Source organism: Helcobacillus sp. ACRRO, assembly GCF_022347125.1.
In the GTDB taxonomy this organism is placed as follows: domain Bacteria; phylum Actinomycetota; class Actinomycetes; order Actinomycetales; family Dermabacteraceae; genus Helcobacillus; species Helcobacillus massiliensis.
On record NZ_JAKRNG010000011.1, the window covers coordinates 58,775 to 76,482 of the forward strand.

Here is a 17,708-nt window from a genome sequence, read left to right on the forward strand (position 1 = left end):
GGGTTGGTCCTGCTTTCGTCCGAGGTTCTCAACCCTCAACCTCCAGTTGAGGTCGAGGAATCAGCTGCGTTCTTCGTACTGTCGACGCTAAGTTGCCGCCGAGGTGAGTGCAACAACTCTCGCATGCGTGTCTGACAGCAGTTCTCTGCCGGCCCGCCCTCCACAGGGCGCGCCGGCCGGTGTCAGCGGGTGGTCGGTGAGTGCGGGGCGGAGACGTCGATCGTGGATCCGGGCTGCTTCAGCAGGGCCTGCACCACCTTCGACTTCAGTTCGCCGTCCTCCGCGGTGCCCCAGATGATGGTCTTGGGGCCGCTGTCCGTGGTGATCTTCACCGTCACGTTCGACGGCGTGCTCGCCTCGATCCCCGTCACCTGCTTGAGCAGCGCCGGGTCGATGGTGGTGAGGGTGGCCATCAGCGCCTCCTGCGTGCGCTCCGGATCGATCGCCTCGCCCTTCACCGTCAGGGTGCGCAGAGACTTCCCCTGCGCGGACGCCTTGGGCAGGACGACGCCGTCGAGGTCGACCACGTGGGTGGCGGAGCCGTTCTTCACCACAGCGGCTGGTTCGCGCTCCGTCACGGTGACGCGCAGCCGGTTCGGCCAGGCGCGGTCCACTTCGGCGTCCTTCACGCCGGGGATCGTCGCGATCTCGTCGGCCGCGCCGGAGGTGTCGGCCAGCAGGATCGATCGGCCCATCTGCGGGCCTGTGACCTGTGTGATGGACTCCTCGGAGACGTACCCGGTGCCGGTGACCGTGGTCTCCTCGAGCTTGAACTGCGGCATGAACAGCAGCGCGGCCAGTGCCGCCACGAGCAGCACACCGGCGATGAGCAGGGTGATGACGATCGGGCGGCGGCTGCGCTGCCAGGGCCGTGGGCGCAGGCGCGACAGCAGTCCGACGCGGCCGCCGGCGTCGTCTCGATGGGTGGAGGCGAACCGGTCGCGGGCGTCGACCACGCGCGAGGAGCCGGAGCGGCGGGCGAGGGTGGTGGGCTCCTCCTGCCGCTCCACCTCGGAGCCGACCTGGTCGCGCTGCTGCGAGTCAGCAGGGTCCGGGGCGGCGTGCGATCCGGAGGCCGACGGGTGCTGGTCGCCGACGGGGCGCCGCGGTGTGTGGGGCGCTCCGCTGGGGCGGCGGATCCGGGGCTGCTTCATCAGCGGCCGTCGGCCTGACCGGCGCTGTCAGTGCTGTCGGAACTGTCGCGGCCGACGGCGCGCAGGGCATCGGCGACAGCCGCGGTCTCCTCGACCACGTCACCGGCGCCCATCATCAGGACGACCGCCCCGCCCGTGCCGCCGACCAGGTCGGCGACGGCTGCTGGCAGCTCGCCCTTCTCCACGACCCGCGCCGCACCACCGGGCACGAGCGCAGCGACATCCTCCGAACGGATCGACGGGTCGAAGTCCTCCCTGGCCGGGTAGATCGGCAGCAGCACCTGCTGATCCGCACCGGCGAGTGCGTCTGCGAACTCGCGGGTGAACGTCTTCGTGCGCGAGAACAGGTGGGGCTGGAACACCGCGATCACCGGCCGGTCACCGGCGAGGTCCCGGGCGGCGTCGATGGTGGCGGCGACTTCGCGGGGATGGTGGGCGTAGTCGTCGATGACGTCAATGCTGCCGATGGTGGCGGTGCGCTGGAAGCGGCGGGCGGCGCCGGTGAACTCCGCGAGTCCGGCCAGCACCTGCTCCGGTTCGAAGCCGAGCTCCGCCGCGGCCACCAGGGCACCGGTCGCGTTGAGGATGTTGTGGCGCCCCGGCACGGCGAGGCGCAGCTCCACATCGGCCCCCGTCGGCCGGCTGAGACGGACCGCCGCCCCCGCCGGGGTGGTGAGGTCCTCGAGGATCTGCCAGTCGGCGTCCTGGTGCTCCCCGTAGGTGAGGACGCGATGACCGGCCCCGCGGGCCGACACAGCGAGGCTGAGGGCGCCGGGATCGTCGGCGCAGGCGATCAGCGGTGCCCCGTCATGGAGTCGGGCGATGAACGCCGAGACGATCGCGCGGAGGTTCTCCTCCGTGCCGTGGAAGTCGAGGTGGTCCGCTTCGAAGTTCGTGATGACCGCGGCGGCGGGGCTGAACGCGACGAGGGAGCCGTCGGATTCATCCGCTTCGATGACAGCGGTGTCGGTGGATCCGAACCCGGCGTTCGCACCCAGCTGCGGGACCGCCGCGCCGATCGCCCAGGCGGGGTCCTCCCCCGCTGCCCGCAGCGCCATCACCGCCATCGAGGTGGTGGTCGTCTTGCCGTGCGTGCCCGCCACCGCGATCTGCCGACGGGTGCCGAGCAGTCCCGCGAGCGCGGCGGCGCGGTGGATCACGGGGATACCCGCTTCCCGGGCGGCGAGGACTTCAGGATTGTCCGCGCGGACGGCGGTGGAGACGACCACGAGGTCCGTGTCGGCGGTGAGGTTGTCGGCATCGAACCCGACGGTGATGGTGGCGCCCCGGTCCCGCAGCGGCTGCAGGAACTGCCCGTCCTGCGATTCCGACCCGGTGACGGTCAGGCCCGCGTCGAGGGCGAGGCGGGCGACCGCGCTCATACCGGCACCGCCGATGCGGATCACGTGGATCGAGGAGGGGGCGGCATCCGTCGGCCAGTGCGGCTGGGTGACCACGCCGCCCGGCTGCAGCATCGAATGCAGGGTGCCCGTCTCGAACGGCTCCAGGGTGTCCAGGAAGTCGGTGCTCATCGGCGGATCTCTCCTCGGATCAGGTCGGCGAGGGCCTCAGCGGCGTCGGTGATGCCGAAGCCTCGGGCGGCGCGGGCCATCTCGGTGCGGCGGGCGTCATCGGCGAGCAGCGGGATGACCGTGGAGCGGACGGCGTCGGCGGTGAAGTCGGCATCGTGGACCATGAGGGCGCCGCCCGCATCGACCACGTCCTGCCCGTTCAGCGCCTGTTCCCCGTTGCCGATCGGCAGCGGCACGTACACGGCGGGCAGGCCCACCGCGGTCAGTTCGCTGACCGTTCCGGCGCCGGAACGGGTCACGGCGAGGTCCGCGGCGGCGTACGCCAGCTCCATCCGAGTCACGTACTCCACCTGCCGGTAGTGCTCCGCTTCCACGGGGAACGACTTGCCGCGGCCGGTGATGTGGAGGATCTGCGCACCGGTCTGCGCGATCTCCTGGGCGGTGGCGCCGATCGCCGCGTTGAGGCGCTGGGCACCGAGGGACCCGCCGGTGACGAGCAGCGTGGGGCGGTCCGGGGCGAGGCCGAAGTGCTCGAGTGCCTCAGCGCGCAGCGCCGCGCGGTCCAGGTGGGCGATGCCGCGGCGCATGGGCATGCCGATGCGGACCGCCTTCGGCAGGGTGGAGCCCTCGAACGCGGTGGCGACGATGCGGGCGATGCGGGCCCCGAGCCGGTTCGCGAGACCGGGCCGCTTGTTCGCCTCGTGGATGATCAGCGGGATGCGGGCGGCGGCGCCGGCGAGGTACGCCGGCGGGCACACGTAGCCTCCGAACCCGGCGATGGCGCGGACATCGTGCTCGCGCAGCAGGCGCCGCACCGTGCGGATCTGCGCGGCGAGTCGGCCCGGGAAGCGCAGCGCATCCAGGTTGGGGCGGCGCGGGAACGGCACCTTGTCGATGGTCAGAAGCTCGAACCCGGCATCGGGCACGAGGTCCGCTTCCAGCCCGGCGGCGGTGCCGAGCGCGATCACGCGGATGTCGTCGTTGTCGCGGACCAGCGCTTCCGCGGTGGCGAGCATCGGGGAGACGTGCCCGGCGGAGCCGCCGCCGGCGACGAGGACGGTGCGAGTGGTGGTCATGTCACTTCCTGGATGAATGGCCGGATGAGATGACGGAGCCGGAGCGCTTCGACAGGCCCGCGCGGGCCCGCAGCGCGGCATCGGCGCCCGGTTCGGAGCGGGCGTAGTTGAGCAGCACCCCGAGCGCCAGCATGGATGCGACGAGCGCGGAGCCGCCGGCGGACACGAACGGCAGCGGCACACCGAGCACCGGCAGCAGGCCCGCCACCACCATCATGTTGACCAGTGCCTGGCCGAGGATCCAGCAGGAGATGCCGGCGATGGTGATCTGCGCTGCCGGTTCCCGCAGGCGGCTCGTCATGCGGAACAGGACGAGACCGAGCAGGAGGAACAGTGCGAGCACGGACAGGGTGCCGAGCAGGCCGAACTCCTCCCCGATGACGGCGAAGATGTAGTCATTGTCGGCGTGCGGGATGCGGCCCCATTTCTGGCGGGACGCTCCGAGGCCCACACCCCACCAGCCGCCTTCGGCGAGGGCGGCCAGGCCGTTCTGCGCCTGGAAGCAGGAGTCGCCTTCGCAGACGCCGTGCAGCCAGTTGTCGATGCGCGCCATACGGTTCGGCGACATGACGGCCGCTGCGATCACACCGACCACGGCGATGCCGCCGCCGATCATGAACCAGCGCTTCGGCACCCCCGCCACCCACAGGGCGCCCGCCACGAGGAACGCCATCATCATGACGGTGCCGAGGTCTCGGCCGGCGAGGACGAGCCCGAGGCACAGCAGCACCACGGGGGCCAGCGGGATCATCAGATGTTTGACGTCCCGCAGGCGCTTGCGCTTGACCGCGAGGATGGAGCCGAGCCAGAGCGCGAGCGCGAGCTTGAGGAACTCAGCGGGCTGGCCGGTGACCGGCCCGAGCCTCACCCAGTTGCGGTTGCCGTTGATGTTGATGCCCAGCGGGGTGAACACCAGCAGCTGCAGCGCCATCGCACCGATCAGCACCACCCACAGCAGCGCGGGTGAGCGCAGGGTCCGCGCCGGCAGCGCGACCGCCACGATCAGGGCGACCAGGCCGACGGCTGCGTACGCGCCCTGGCGGAGGAACCCCGAGTAGCCGGACTGGCCCTTGGAGATGGCGTCCACCGAGGAGCTGGACAGCACCATGATCAGGCCGATGAGGACGAGCAGTCCCCCGATGACGAGCAGGGCGAAGAAGTCGAGTGCGGGGGAGCGCAGCCACGCCCCCACTTCGGACTTCAGGCTGCCGCGGACGTCGCCGAGCGGCTCGTCCTTGGTGGGACGGACGATGGTGGGGACGGTGCGGGCGGAGGTGCTCTGGTCGTCGGGCATCAGGCGCCTGCCTCTGCCAGCACGGCCTGCTGGAAGAGTCGGCCGCGCTCGGCGTAGTTGCGGAACTGGTCGATGCTGGCGGCGGCGGGCGCGAGCAGCACCACGTCGTCGTCGGCGGCGTGCTCGCGCGCGGCGCGGACCGCGGCGCGCATCACGGAGTCGGCCTCCTGGTCGGGGTCGATGCGCACCACGGGGACCGACGGGGCGTGCTCGGTGAGCGCGTCGGTGAAGGCAGTGGCATCCGTGCCGATGAGGACGACGGCGCGCAGGCAGTCGGCTGCTCCTGCGACCAGGTCGCCGATGGGGGCGCCCTTGGTGTCACCGCCGGCGATCCACACGATGGACTGGGCGCTGGCGAGGGCCGCGCGGGCGGCGTCGGGGTTGGTGGCCTTCGAATCGTCCACCCAGGTGATGCCGCCGGAGCGGTGCACCACCTGGATGCGGTGCTCACCGGGACTGTAGGTGCGCAGGCCGTCACGGATGTGGGCGGGCTCCACCCCGACGGCGCGTGCCAGGCCCGCCGCGTTCAGGGCGTTGAACACGACATGAGCGGGGGCGCCGTGGGGGCCGAGGTGGGCGAGGTCGGTGAGGCTGGTGAGCTCAGCGGCCTGCCGGTGGCGCTCGGGCACGAATGCGCGGTCCACTAGGAGGTCATCGACGATGCCGAGTTCGGACGGGCCCGGGGTGCCGAGCCCGACGCCGATGGCGCGGCAGCCCTCCACCACGTCCGCTTCCTCCAGCAGTGTGCGGGTGCGGTCCTCGTGCAGGTTGTACAGGCACGCCGTGATGGTCTGGTCGTAGATGCGGCCCTTCGCGGCGGCGTACTCGTCGGCGCCGCCGTGCCAGTCGAGGTGGTCGTCGCTGATGGTGAGGATGCAGCTGGCCTCGGCGTGGAGGTTCTGCGTCCAGTGCAGCTGGAAGCTGGACAGCTCAACAGCGAGCACCTCGAACCCGATCGGGTCCAGTGCCGCTTCGATGACGGGCAGTCCCACGTTCCCCGCGGCAACGGCGCGGATACCCGCGGTGCGCAGGATGTGCTCGAGCATCGTCACCACGGTGGTCTTGCCGTTGGTGCCGGTGACGGTGAGCCAGGCGGGGCCGCCCTCGGGCTGCATGCGGCGGGCGAGCTCCACTTCGGACCAGACGGGGATGCCGCGCTGGGCCGCTTCGGCCAGCAGCGGCTGGTCGGGGCGCCACCCGGGGGAGGTGATGACGACGTCGATGTCGCCGTCGGGGAGGCGGTCGGTGGTGCCGGCGCCGAGCCGGATGTCGGCGCCGAGGACGCGGAGGATCTCTGCCCGCTCCTCGTTCTCGGGGCTGTCGTTGCCGTCCACGGCGACGACGTGCGCCCCGCGCTGCAGGGTCTGGTCGACGACGGCGTAGCCGGAGACGCCGAAGCCTGCCACGAGGATGCGGGCACCGCTGACGTCCAGTCCCGGCCAGGGCCGTTCGGCGAGCGGGGTGCGGTTCTGTGATGCGTCCACGGGCGTCGTCTCCTTGCTGAGGTGCGGGTGCGTCACTTCGGCAGCAGTGTGAGGGCGTCGAAGTAGAACAGCCCGAGACCGATGCTGGCGCACAGCAGCGCCACGATCCAGAAGCGGACCACGATCGTCACTTCGTTCCAGCCGGCCAGTTCGAAGTGATGCTGCAGCGGCGCCATGCGGAACACGCGCTTGCGGGTCAGTTTGAAGCTGGTGACCTGGATGATCACCGACAGGGAGATCGCGATGAACAGGCCGCCGATGATGGCGCCGATGAACTGGGTGCGGGAGATGATCGTCAGACCGGCGAGGGCTCCGCCGAGGGCGAGGGAGCCGGTGTCGCCCATGAAGATCTTCGCCGGGGAGGTGTTCCACCACAGGAAGCCGACGCAGGCGCCGAGGATCGCCATGGACACCAGCGCGAGGTCCAGCGGGTTGCGGGTCTCGTAGCAGGCGCCGCCCACGCCCATCTCACAGGACTGCCGCCACTGCCAGAACAGGATGAGGACATAGCTGCCGGTGAAGATGGCGGTCGCACCGGTGGCGAGGCCGTCGAGGCCGTCAGTGAGGTTGACGCCGTTGGACCAGGCGGCCACGAGGAAGTTCGACCAGAGGGCGAACAGGATGATGCCGAGGGTGGTGCCGGCGAACGCGAGGTCCAGCCAGTCGATGTCCCGGACGAACGAGATCTCGAACGAGCCGGGGGTGCGGCCGTGCGCGTCAGGGAAGCTGAGGGCGAGGACCGCGAACACGGTCGCCACGGTGAACTGACCGATCAGCTTCTTCTTCGCGGTCAGGCCGAGGGACTGCTTCTTGGCGATCTTCAGGTAGTCGTCGGCGAAGCCGAGGGCGCCCAGGCCGGTCATGAGGAACAGCACCAGCAGACCGGAGGCCGTCGGCGCCGTCCAGGTGATCAGGTGCGCGAGCGCGTACGCGAGCAGCACGGAGCCGATGATCGCCACACCGCCCATGGTGGGGGTCCCGCGCTTCGTCGAGTGCGAGGTCGGGCCGTCATCGCGGACGAACTGGCCGTACTGCTTCTTGACGAGAAGACGGATGTAGAAGGGGGTGCCGAATCCGCAGAGGATCAGGGCAGCAGCGCCGGCGATCAGGATGGAGATCATGCGGACTCCTCTCCTGTGCTCATGGTCTTCACCAGTTCTTCGCCGAGCGCGGCCAGGCCGGCTCCGTTGGATGACTTCAGCAGAACGATGTCGCCGCTCTGCAGGATCGTTTCTAGCACAGAGCGGGCCTCGTCGATCGAATCGACATAGCGTGATTCACCCCCGAAGCTGCCCTCCAGGTGCGCGCCGTTGTGGATGGCGCGGGCTCCGCTGCCGACCACGATCAGCTGGTGGACGTTCAGCCGCACGGCGAGGCGGCCGACGGAGTCGTGCATCTGCACCGACTCCTCCCCCAGCTCGAGCATTTCGCCGAGCACTGCGATGGTGCGACGGGTGCGGCCCAGGTGTGCGAGCGCCTTCAGGGCGGTGCGCATGGAGTCCGGGTTCGCGTTGTAGGCGTCGTTGATGATGGTGATGCCGTCCCGCACGTGGCTGACCTGCATGCGGCCTTCGCTGCGGGAGCGGGCGGTTTCGAGCCCGTCGGCGACCTCATCGAGGGTGAGGCCGGCGGCGAGCGCAGCGCCGGCGGCCGACAGGGCGTTGATGACGTGGTGCTCGCCGGTCAGGGAAAGGCGGATGCGGCGGGACTGACCGGCGACTCGCAGCTCGAAGCTGGGCTGCGCGTCCTCATCGAGGTCGACGTCGACGGCGGTGATGTCCGCATCGGCGGCGAACCCGGTGCGCAGCACGCGGGCGCCGGTGGCGTCGGCCATGGATGCGACACGGGGATCGTCGATGTTCAGCACGGCGGTGCCGTCTGCACCGAGCGCCTCCACCAGCTCCTGCTTGGCGATGCGGATCGCGTCCTGCCCACCGAACTCCCCCACGTGCGCGGTCCCGACGTTCAGCACCACGGAGATGTCCGGTGGAGCGATCTCGGTCAGATGGCGGATGTGGCCGATGCCGCGCGCCCCCATCTCCAGCACGAGGAAGCGGGTGGTCGCGGTGGCCTCAAGGATCGTCAGCGGCAGCCCCAGTTCGTTGTTACGGCTGCCGGCCGGAGCGATGGTCTCGCCGACACGGCTGAGCATCGCGTACAGCAGGTCCTTGGTGCTGGTCTTGCCGGAGGAGCCGGTAATGGCGATGACCGCCAGGTCGGGATTCTCGGTGCGGGCGCGCTGCAGCATCCGTCGGCCGAGCTCCGTGACGGCCTCGAGGGCGTCCTTGACCTGGACGGCGGGGACGCCGACGTCGCGGGTCACGAGGGTGAGGGCGGCCCCGTCGGCCATGGCCTTCTCGGCGAAGCGGTGACCGTCGACGCGCTCACCGGGGAACGCGACGAACAGGTCACCCGTCTGGACGGTGCGGGAATCGACGACGGCGCGGCCGGTGACGCGTTCGGACCCGTCGGCCCCGCCGACCAGCCGACCACCGGTGATCTCAGCGATGTCGGCGGCTGTCAGCTCAAGCATGAGTGGAGTCCTGATCCTTCCGAGTGAAGTGGGCGCGCACGTGGGCGCGGTCGTCGAAGTCGATGACGCGGTCGCCGAAGTCCTGGCCGGTCTCGGCGCCCTTGCCGGCGACGATGACGACGTCGCCCACCTCCGCGAGGCGGAGGGCGCGGGCGATCGCTTCGGCGCGGTCACCCTGGTCGATCACGTCGGCGCCGGACTGCTCAGCGGCGCGGTGGGCGCCTGCGGCGACCTGCTCGCGGATCGACGCGGGGTCCTCGGTGCGGGGGTTGTCGTCGGTGATGACGACGGTGTCGGAGAGGCGCGCGGCGACCTCCCCCATGAGCGGGCGCTTGGCTCGGTCGCGGTCACCGCCGGCGCCCATCACCGTGAGGATGCGGCGCACATTCGGCAGGGCCCGCAGCGAGACCAGGGTCTTCTCCAGGGCGTCCGGCGTGTGGGAGTAGTCGACGACCGCGCGGATGCCGTCATCGTGCACCAGCTCCATGCGGCCGGGGACGGTGCCGGCGGTGGCGACGTGCTCGGCGACGACGTCGAAGTCGTAGCCGCAGGAGTGCAGCGCCAGCGCCACACCGAGGGTGTTGGCGACGTAGTGGGTGCCGGGCAGGGTGGCGACGAGGTCGAAGTCGTCTCCGCCGTCCCAGGCGACCGTGAAGCGGGTGCCGAAGCCCTCGGGGGTCATGGAGGTGACGCGGAAGTCGGCCTCGCGGTCCGGGTCGGTGGTGTAGGTGACCGACGGGATCTCGGCGCGATCGGCGAGTCGGCGGCCCCAGTCGTCGTCCACGCAGATGACGCCGGACCGCGCGCGGTCACCGGCGAACAGCATCGCTTTGGCGTCGAAGTAGGCCTCCATCGTGCCGTGGAAGTCCAGGTGGTCCTGCGACAGGTTCGTGAACACGGCGCAGGCGAAGCGGACGGAGTCGGCGCGGTGGAGGATCATCGCGTGGCTGGAGACCTCCAGCGACGCGGTCTGGACACCGCTCTCGCGCATCATGGCGAGCATGCCGTGCAGGTCGGGCGCTTCGGGAGTGGTGCGAACCGTCGGCACGGTGCGGGTCCCCTCCCCCGCGGGGGTGACGAAGGTGCCGTTCGTCCCGACGACCGCAGTGCCGACGCCCATCGACTGCAGGGTGCGGTCGATCATCGTGGTGATCGAGGTCTTCCCGTTCGTGCCGGTGACGCCGACGACGCTCATGGACGCGGACGGTTCGGCATAGATCAGGTCCGCGGCGCGAGCGGCATGGGCGCGGGGATCCTCGCTGAGCAGGAGCGCGGGGATCCTGTCAGCGGCGATGCTCTCGCGGATGAGCTGCTCGCCGGCGGTGTCGGTGAGGATGGCGCCGCAGCCGAGCTCAACGGCACCGGCGGCGAATTCGGCGCCGTGGTTGTTCTCGCCCTGCACGGCGATCCAGAGGTCACCGGGGCGGACGGCGCGGGAGTCGATGGTGGCGCCGGTGAGCTGCGCGGCATCGCCGACGAGGCGGGCCCCGAGCTGCTCCGCCAGGGTGTCCGCCGGCAGCGGAGGCAGGCCGTGGGGTCGCGAGTCGATCTCAGTGCTGGTCACGGTGGTGGATCACTTCCAGGTGTTGTCGAGTTCGACGCCGTCCTTGCCCGAGGGCGTGACGCGGCGTGCATGCAGGGTGTAGCTCATGATGTCGGCGAAGGCGGGAGCGGCGACGGTGTTGCCGGAGAAGTACGCCGGAAGACCGTACACGAACACGCCGATGACGTAGCGCGGGTCGTCCATCGGCGCCATGCCGATGAAGGAGGCGGTGTAGGTGCCGTCGGGCACCTGCGCGGTGCCGGTCTTGCCGCCGACGGCGAAGCCGGGCACGTGCGCGTTGGAGTCAGGGTTGTCGGGCACGTCGTTGTCCATCAGCTGGCGCATGGTGGCGGCCGTCTCCGGGGAGACGACCCGGTCCGCCTGCTGCTTCTGGGTGGGGCGCAGAACCCCCTTGGCGTCCTTCACGCCCTTGACGATGCGGGGGCGGACATGGACTCCGTCGTTGGCGAATGTGCCGACGGCGCTGGTCACCTGCACGGCGTTGACGGCATATCCCTGGCCGAAAGAGGTGGTGAACTCGGTGCGGCCGGTCCAGTTCTCCGGCTTGTGGAGGATGCCGCCGGACTCGCCGGGAAGCGGCAGACCGGTGGGCTGACCGAGGCCGAACTTGCGCAGGTACTCATAGCGGGTCTTCGGGCTCATCCGGTTGGCGATCTCCACGGTGCCGACGTTCGAGGACTCCTTCAGAACACCCGCGGTGGTGAGGTACTGGGTGGGGTGCTGGTGGGAGTCGCGCACCTGATGCCCCTTGAACTCCTTGGAGTACGGAACGGTGTGCTTCTCCGACGGGGTCGTCACGCCCTCCTCGAGGGCGGCGGCCATGGTGAAGAGCTTGCCGGTGGAGCCGGGCTCGAACACGTTCGAGATGGACTGGTTGCCGAGCAGATCGGGCTTCGCCTTGGCGGGCTGGTTGGGGTCGAACGTCGGGTCCTCGGCGAGGGCGACGATGTCGCCCGTGGCGGTGTCGATGACGACGATGGAGCCGCCGGTGCCGTTCCACTCCTTCACCTTGGCGGTGATGATCTCCTGGGCGCGGTGCTGGATGTCCTCGTCGATGGTGAGGACCACGTCCTGGCCGTCCACGGCGTCCTTCGTGGTGTTGGAGCCCGACGGGATCACCTGCCCGCCGGCTCCGCGCTCGTAGGTGGTGTGCCCGTCCTGGCCGCGCAGGTGCTCATCCCAGGACAGTTCGGTGCCGCCGAGCGCCTGCCCGTCGGAGCTGACGAAGCCGACGACGTTGGCGCCGACCATGCCGCCGGGGTAGATGCGCTCGGTGGCGCGGTCCGCACCGATGCCGGGGATGTCCAGCGCCATGATGGCGTCGCGTTCGCTCGGCTCCACATTGCGGATGATGTACTGGAATCCGGCTTTGCCGGTCAGCTTCTTCTCCAGGTCCGCCACGGACATCCCGGTCAGCGGCGCGAGCTGTTTCGCGGCGGCCTTCACACCCGTTTCGGTGGCGGTGTCGTCGTTGGCGCGGTAGTCGCCGACCTGCCGCTGGTCCACCCAGATGTCATAGCGGAGCACGCTGGTGGCCATGACGTTGCCGTTGGTGTCCAGGATGTCGCCGCGCAGCGCGGGGATGGTCCGCTCCACGGTGCGCGCCTGCACGGCCTTCTCGGACAGTTCGGCGGAGTTCAGGCCCTGCACCCAGATGAGGCGACCGCCCAGCAGCAGCGCGAAGATCGCGATGCCGATGAGGACGAGTCGGTGGCGGCGGTGGGGTTCGGCGGGCAGGGTGCGGACAGCGGTCGCGCCGCTGCGCATCTGGGAACGCGAACGGCTCGAGCGCTGCTGTCGCTCGAGCCTCTGACGCGTATGACGGGTGCTCCGGTCAGGGGAGACGCGCCTGCGCCGCTCGGGCGATCGGCGATCTCCCGGCATCAGTCCCGTCCTTCGTTGCCCATGCCGTAATCATAGAGCGGCTGCGAGGCGCCGCGTTCGGGGACTGCGCGCGGCAGGTCCGCCGGCGGGATCAGCTGCTTGTCGGCTGCGCCGGGAGCGGCGGGCTGCGCAGGCTTCGGGTCGCCGACGACGCGGCCGTTGGCGAGGTCCACGAACGCGACGTCCTGCACGGGCACCATGCCGAGGTCGCGGGCGCGCTTCTCCAGCTCCTGCGGCTTGGACCTCATCTCGTTCTCCTCGCGCAGGGCCTGCGCCTGCTGGGAGAGGGCGATGTCCTGCTCCTGCAGGCGGGTGATCTCGTAGCTGGTCTGGGTCATCGACACGTTCAGCACCAGCATGGCGGCGAGGGTCGCCACCAGGATCAGGGTGATGAGCGCGGCGAACGGCACGATGCTCCGCTCCTGGCGAGGCCGCGCGATGAGCGCCAGACGCGGCCGAGCGGCGGTGCGGCGCGGACGGACGGCGTACGTGTGCGCGGCGAGCTGGGCCATCAGCGGGACTCCTGGGACGTTGCGGTTCGGGCGGTGCGCTCCACTGCGCGCAGCCGGACGCTGGCGCTGCGGGTGTTGGTCTCCTGCTCCTGAGCGGAGGCCTGTTTGGCACCGCGGTGGACAAGGCGGTAGTCGGGGGCGAGCTCGGGCAGCTCCACGGGCAGGTCGAGCGGCGCCGAGGACGTGGTGACGGCGGTGAACGCGCGCTTGACCATCCGGTCCTCCAGGGAGTGGTAGGACTCCACGGCGAGGCGGCCTCCGTCGGCCAGGGCGCCCAGGGCGGCCTCAAGGGCGTCCTGGAGGATGTCGAGTTCGTCGTTGACGGCGATCCGCAGGGCCTGGAAGGTGCGCTTGGCGGGGTGGCCGCCGGTGCGCTTCGACTTCGCGGGAATGGAGCGGTCGATGACCTCGACGAGGTCGCCGGAGCGGGTGAACGGCTGCTCGGCGCGGCGCTGCACGATCGAGCGGGCGATGCGGCGGGCGAAGCGCTCCTCACCGTACTGCGACAGGATGCGGGCGAGCTCCTGCTCCTCGAGGGTGTTGACGAGGTCGGCGGCAGTGGCGCCGCCGCCGGAGGCGTTCATCCGCATGTCCAGCGGGGCGTCCACGCTGTAGGCGAAACCGCGGTCACGGGTGTCGATCTGGAAGGACGACAGGCCGAGGTCCATGAGGATCGCGTCCGCGGCGGCGACTTTGGCGGCGTCGAGGACCTCGGGGATCTCGTCGTACGTCGCGTGGTGGAGGCTGAAGCGGCCGTCGAAGCCGGCGTCGGTGAGGCGGCCCCGGGCGAGTTCGAGGGCTGCGCTGTCGCGGTCGATGCCGACGAGGCGCGCCTCCGGGTTGGCGGCGAGGACGGCGCAGGCGTGGCCGGCCATGCCGAGGGTGCAGTCGAGGTAGACGGAGCCGGGGGCCTGCAGGGCGGGGGCGAAGATGTCGAGCAGTTCGCGCTCCATCACGGGGGCGTGCATCTCGGCGGCGGTGCGTTCGCTGTGCGCGCCTGCGGCTGCTGCGCTGTCCTCGCGTGCGGCCGGGCCGGCTGAACCGGAGGTCTGATCGTCCATCTGCTCTCACCCCTTCCTTGCTGACGTGGCAGCCCCTGGGCGGGCGGGGGCCCTGAGATCTGTGCGTGCGTCATACCGTCAGACATCCCTCCGCTCACTACCCGGCGCCGGGGAAGAAGCGTCGGGGCGCGAGCGAAGAGATGTCTCGCGGTACGTCGCGTCGTCAGAACAGTCCGGGGACGATCTCCGTCGCGGTCTGCGCGAAGGCCTCCTCGGTCTGCTCCAGATACGCCTCCCACGCGGCCGTATCCCAGATCTCGATGCGACTGCCGGTGCCGATGACGGCGCAGTCGCGATCCAGACCCGCGTACGTCCGCAGGTGAGAGGGAATGGTGACCCGGCCCTGCTTGTCCGGAACCACGTCCTCGGCGCCCGAGAGGAGGACACGCAGGTAATCGCGTGCGTCCTTGCTCGTCACCGGGGCCTGCCGCAGCTGCTCGTGAACCTTCTCGAACTCGCGCATGGGGTACACCGTCACGCAGTGCTCCTGTCCGCGAGTCATCACGAGACCGGCTGCGAGCTGGTCACGGAACTTCGCAGGGAAGATCAGTCGGCCTTTGTCATCGAGCTTGGGCGTGAAGGTGCCGAGAAACATGGGCACCCCCTCCCAGCGCTCCTGACGCGGGCTCGTCTTCCTCGTCCCCCCACTTTACCCCACTTCCCACCACCTCAACCCCCAAGTTCGGGGAGGGTCTCCGCACACTAACGTTTAACCAGGTCAGAGCGGTGGAGGGCGGTGGAGGAGATTGCGCGCACAGTGCCGAGCGGGCCTGCCGCAGCAGGTTTCCTCCACCTCTCCCCCACCCCTCCACCACTCCCCACGCTCATGCAAAAGCGCAGGTCAGATGGCATTTCCGCCATCTGTGGGGGATGCGGGTGGGGCGCGGTGGAGGGCGCGTGGGGGTGCGAGTGGAGGGAGGTGGAGGGAACAGATGCCCAGGTTCGGTTCAGGAGTGGAGCACGGTGGAGGGTCCGGGCATGAGAAACGGGGCCCGCCTCAAGCGGACCCCGTCGGATCGATCGGGTCGATCAGTGGATGAGTGGTGGTGTGCGCTGGCGGATCACCTGTCGCCGCTCTGCCGCTTGTCCCAGCGGTCTTCGAACTTCTTCATGAGGCCCTGGGGGCTGCCGCCCTTGCCGGCGGGGTGGGCGTCTCGGCCCTTGCGGCGGTCCGCATCGGTGACGGTCGCGGTGGCGGGGCGGGCGCGGTCGCCGGTGATGGCGAACACGGCGCTGCCGAGCATGAGCAGGAACGCGAGGACCCCGAGCCAGACGGCGGGCAGGGACACGGCGAAGACGAGAAGGGCGAGGCCGGCGAGCACCCCGACGCAGCCGAGCACTATGCGGCGCGGGTTGAGGGTGGTCTTCTGCGCAGCCTCGGAGCCGCCGGACGACGCGGAGGACGATGAGAAGGTGCGTGCGAGCTTGGGATCGTCGGCGAACAGCTGCTTCTCCAGCTCGTCGAGCATCTTCTGCTCGTTCTCTGACAGCGCCATCGGATCCTCCTTCGACTGTCCGGCCCCGGTGCCGATCCCGTGATCGGCGTGTCCTGCAGGGCGTCCGGCCCGATTGCTGACCCCAAGGATAGGCATGGAACCTGAGGATCCGGAACCGCTCTCCCAGGGTTGGAGTGCCCGCTCCCGCCGCTCGGAGGGCCCGCCGCGAGCACCGACGGTGGCGCCCGGGGCGCGCGCTGGAGCCTGCTGGGCGGTGATGTCCCAGGTCAGTGGTCCGGGTCGGTCCGCTGGGTTCGCTGCACAGAGGTGCTGTCGGTGTCGGCTCGCAGGGCGGAACCGCGCGAGAGCGCTGCCCGGCCGAACTTCGCCCGTGCCGCATCCATCGCGGCGTCGACCTTCCCCCATGAAGCGCTGGCGCCGTCGAGCGAGTCCTGGATGGCGATCCCGCCGGCGGGGACCAGGTGCTCGGCGCGGACCCCGAGCAGGCGAACCCATCGGATCTGCTCCCGGGCGCGCTCCAGCGCGATCAGCGCCCGCTCGCGGATCTCCTCACTGGAGGCCGTCGGCGAGCGGAAGGAGATGGACCGGGTGATGGTGCGGCCGTCCGGTGCGCGCATCTTCACCGAGAGGGACGCCGCAGCAAATCCGCGGGTGCGGACGCGGTGCGCGACCGTGTCCGCCATCTGCACAGTGAGGGACCGCAGCAGGTCCGGATCACCGATGTCGTTCTCGAAGGTGCGCTCCATCCCGATGCTGTGGTCCTTCGCCTGCTCCCCCAGAGTGCGGCGGTCGATGCCGCGGGCGAGCTCCTGCAGGGCGGGCGCACCCGAGCCGAGCAGTCGGCGCGCGGTCTGCGGCGGCAGCTCCGCCAGCTCCCCCACTGTGGTCACCCCCATGTCCGTCAGCTTCTTCGCCGCCACGGGGCCCACCCCATGGATCGCGCTGATCGGCAGGGGTGCGAGGAACTCCCGAGTGCGGGCCGGTTCGACGACGAGGATCCCGGCGGGCTTCGCCTTCGCCGAGCAGATCTTCGCCACCGACTTCGAGATCCCGCCGCCCACGCTGCAGGGCAGGCCGACTCGCTCCTGCACTCGTCGGCGGATCTCCACCGCGATCTCCTCCGGGGTGCCGAGGAGGCGCTGGGAGCCGGTGACATCGATGTACGCCTCGTCCACGCTGACCACCTCGATGGAGGGCGAGAAGTCCTCAAGGATCGCCATGACCTGCCGGGAGACCTCCCGGTACACGTCCCCGCGCGGCGGCAGCACCAGCAGGTGAGGGCATCGCTGCAGGGCCTGAGCGGTGGGCTGAGCGGAGTGCACACCGAACCGGCGGGCCTCATAGTTGGCAGTGGCGATGACTCCGCGCCGGCCTCCGCCGCCGACGGCGATGGCGCGCCCGCGCAGCTCCGGATCGTCCCGCATCTCTACGGAGGCGAAGAAGGCGTCCATGTCCAGGTGCAGAACAGCGCGTTCCGATGGGTCCCACTGCACCGGGCGGACACCTCTCTTCTGCTTCGCAGGCCACGCGCCTCAGCAGGCGGCGGCCAGTTCGTCCGTGAGCTCACCCTGCACGACCCGCAGGTAGCGGCGGGACTGGGCGATGTGCTCGCGGACCGTCGATTCGGCGATGTCCACCCTACTCTCCAGCAGTGGACCGCTGCGGGCCCGCAGCTGCACGAACGGCTCCACCTCCGCGGCCCGCACCCGGTGCACAGTGCCGAGACGCGACAGAGCTGTCCAGGCGTTCAGCGGCAGCGGCCGGCGCCTCTCCTGGTTCGCGCGGTCCCGCATGATGCCGGCGGTGGCCAGCGCCGCCCGATGGCAGGTCTCGAACGCCTGGGCGCGGTCCTCGCCGATGAGCTGTTCGGCGCGGTCCAGCTGCTGCTCGATGCGGTCGCAGGCATCGAACCACGTGTTCGCTGACTGAACAGTGATGGTCATGTCTCTCCCCCTGGTGACTCGGTGAGCCCACCGTAGAGAGGGGGTGCGACATTTAAAGTCGGGGGTTTCGTCGGCTCCCTCTACAATCGGCCGCATGGCCAGCAGGCGGCGGCCAGTTCGTCCGTGAGCTCACCCTGCACGACCCGCAGGTAGCGGCGGGACTGGGCGATGTGCTCGCGGACCGTCGATTCGGCGATGTCCACCCTACTCTCCA

Annotated in this window: 15 protein-coding genes; all 15 read right to left on the minus strand. The window is 70.3% G+C overall.

The genetic code is table 11. From position 1 onward, the window contains the following. Positions 1-182 precede the first annotated feature (182 nt). The 15 genes from MHY20_RS05775 to MHY20_RS05845 all read right to left on the minus strand — a co-directional run bounded on the left by MHY20_RS05775 (position 183) and on the right by MHY20_RS05845 (position 17,494). Positions 183-1,154, minus strand: a complete 972-nt coding sequence (locus MHY20_RS05775; RefSeq protein ID WP_239375564.1) for an FtsQ-type POTRA domain-containing protein — start codon at positions 1,152-1,154, stop codon at positions 183-185. Continuing rightward, the gene (gene murC / locus MHY20_RS05780; RefSeq protein WP_239375566.1) at positions 1,154-2,686 is read right to left on the minus strand and encodes a UDP-N-acetylmuramate--L-alanine ligase; all 1,533 of its coding nucleotides are present in this window, start codon (positions 2,684-2,686) and stop codon (positions 1,154-1,156) included. Before murC ends, MHY20_RS05775 begins: the two co-directional genes overlap by 1 nt. Continuing rightward, positions 2,683-3,762 (minus strand): undecaprenyldiphospho-muramoylpentapeptide beta-N-acetylglucosaminyltransferase, encoded by a 1,080-nt coding sequence (gene murG, locus MHY20_RS05785; protein WP_183373515.1) that lies wholly within the window; start codon positions 3,760-3,762, stop codon positions 2,683-2,685. The genes murC and murG overlap by 4 nt, the downstream gene beginning before the upstream one ends. Before the next feature lies 1 nt (position 3,763). Then, positions 3,764-5,056: a putative lipid II flippase FtsW gene (ftsW, locus tag MHY20_RS05790; RefSeq protein ID WP_239375568.1), complete on the minus strand. Its 1,293-nt coding sequence runs from the start codon at positions 5,054-5,056 to the stop codon at positions 3,764-3,766. After that, complete coding sequence (gene murD / locus MHY20_RS05795) at positions 5,056-6,540, minus strand: UDP-N-acetylmuramoyl-L-alanine--D-glutamate ligase (protein WP_239375570.1); 1,485 nt, start codon at positions 6,538-6,540, stop codon at positions 5,056-5,058. The genes ftsW and murD overlap by 1 nt, the downstream gene beginning before the upstream one ends. Positions 6,541-6,572: 32 nt before the next feature. Then, positions 6,573-7,661, minus strand: a complete 1,089-nt coding sequence (mraY, locus tag MHY20_RS05800) for a phospho-N-acetylmuramoyl-pentapeptide-transferase (protein ID WP_183373512.1) — start codon at positions 7,659-7,661, stop codon at positions 6,573-6,575. Beyond that, positions 7,658-9,073, minus strand: a complete 1,416-nt coding sequence (murF, locus tag MHY20_RS05805; RefSeq protein WP_183373511.1) for a UDP-N-acetylmuramoyl-tripeptide--D-alanyl-D-alanine ligase — start codon at positions 9,071-9,073, stop codon at positions 7,658-7,660. Before murF ends, mraY begins: the two co-directional genes overlap by 4 nt. Beyond that, positions 9,066-10,637, minus strand: a complete 1,572-nt coding sequence (locus tag MHY20_RS05810; protein ID WP_183373510.1) for a UDP-N-acetylmuramoyl-L-alanyl-D-glutamate--2,6-diaminopimelate ligase — start codon at positions 10,635-10,637, stop codon at positions 9,066-9,068. Before MHY20_RS05810 ends, murF begins: the two co-directional genes overlap by 8 nt. 9 nt (positions 10,638-10,646) lie before the next feature. Then, positions 10,647-12,404: a penicillin-binding protein 2 gene (locus MHY20_RS05815; RefSeq protein WP_239375572.1), complete on the minus strand. Its 1,758-nt coding sequence runs from the start codon at positions 12,402-12,404 to the stop codon at positions 10,647-10,649. Positions 12,405-12,520: 116 nt separating this feature from the next. Then, positions 12,521-13,033 carry a hypothetical protein gene (locus tag MHY20_RS05820; RefSeq protein WP_183373508.1) on the minus strand — a complete coding sequence of 171 codons (513 nt, stop codon included), beginning with the start codon at positions 13,031-13,033 and terminating at the stop codon, positions 12,521-12,523. Then, complete coding sequence (gene rsmH / locus MHY20_RS05825) at positions 13,033-14,094, minus strand: 16S rRNA (cytosine(1402)-N(4))-methyltransferase RsmH (RefSeq protein ID WP_317700064.1); 1,062 nt, start codon at positions 14,092-14,094, stop codon at positions 13,033-13,035. The genes MHY20_RS05820 and rsmH overlap by 1 nt, the downstream gene beginning before the upstream one ends. 163 nt (positions 14,095-14,257) lie before the next feature. Further along, entirely contained in the window at positions 14,258-14,689 is a 432-nt protein-coding gene (mraZ, locus tag MHY20_RS05830) for a division/cell wall cluster transcriptional repressor MraZ (RefSeq protein WP_183373506.1), read from the minus strand. A 466-nt stretch (positions 14,690-15,155) separates the two neighbouring features. Next, positions 15,156-15,590 (minus strand): DUF3040 domain-containing protein, encoded by a 435-nt coding sequence (locus MHY20_RS05835; RefSeq protein ID WP_239375574.1) that lies wholly within the window; start codon positions 15,588-15,590, stop codon positions 15,156-15,158. Between the two features lie 227 nt (positions 15,591-15,817). After that, positions 15,818-17,044, minus strand: a complete 1,227-nt coding sequence (gene dinB / locus MHY20_RS05840; RefSeq protein ID WP_239375576.1) for a DNA polymerase IV — start codon at positions 17,042-17,044, stop codon at positions 15,818-15,820. 39 nt (positions 17,045-17,083) lie between these two features. Beyond that, positions 17,084-17,494, minus strand: a complete 411-nt coding sequence (locus MHY20_RS05845; RefSeq protein WP_183373504.1) for a hypothetical protein — start codon at positions 17,492-17,494, stop codon at positions 17,084-17,086. Positions 17,495-17,708 lie beyond the last annotated feature (214 nt).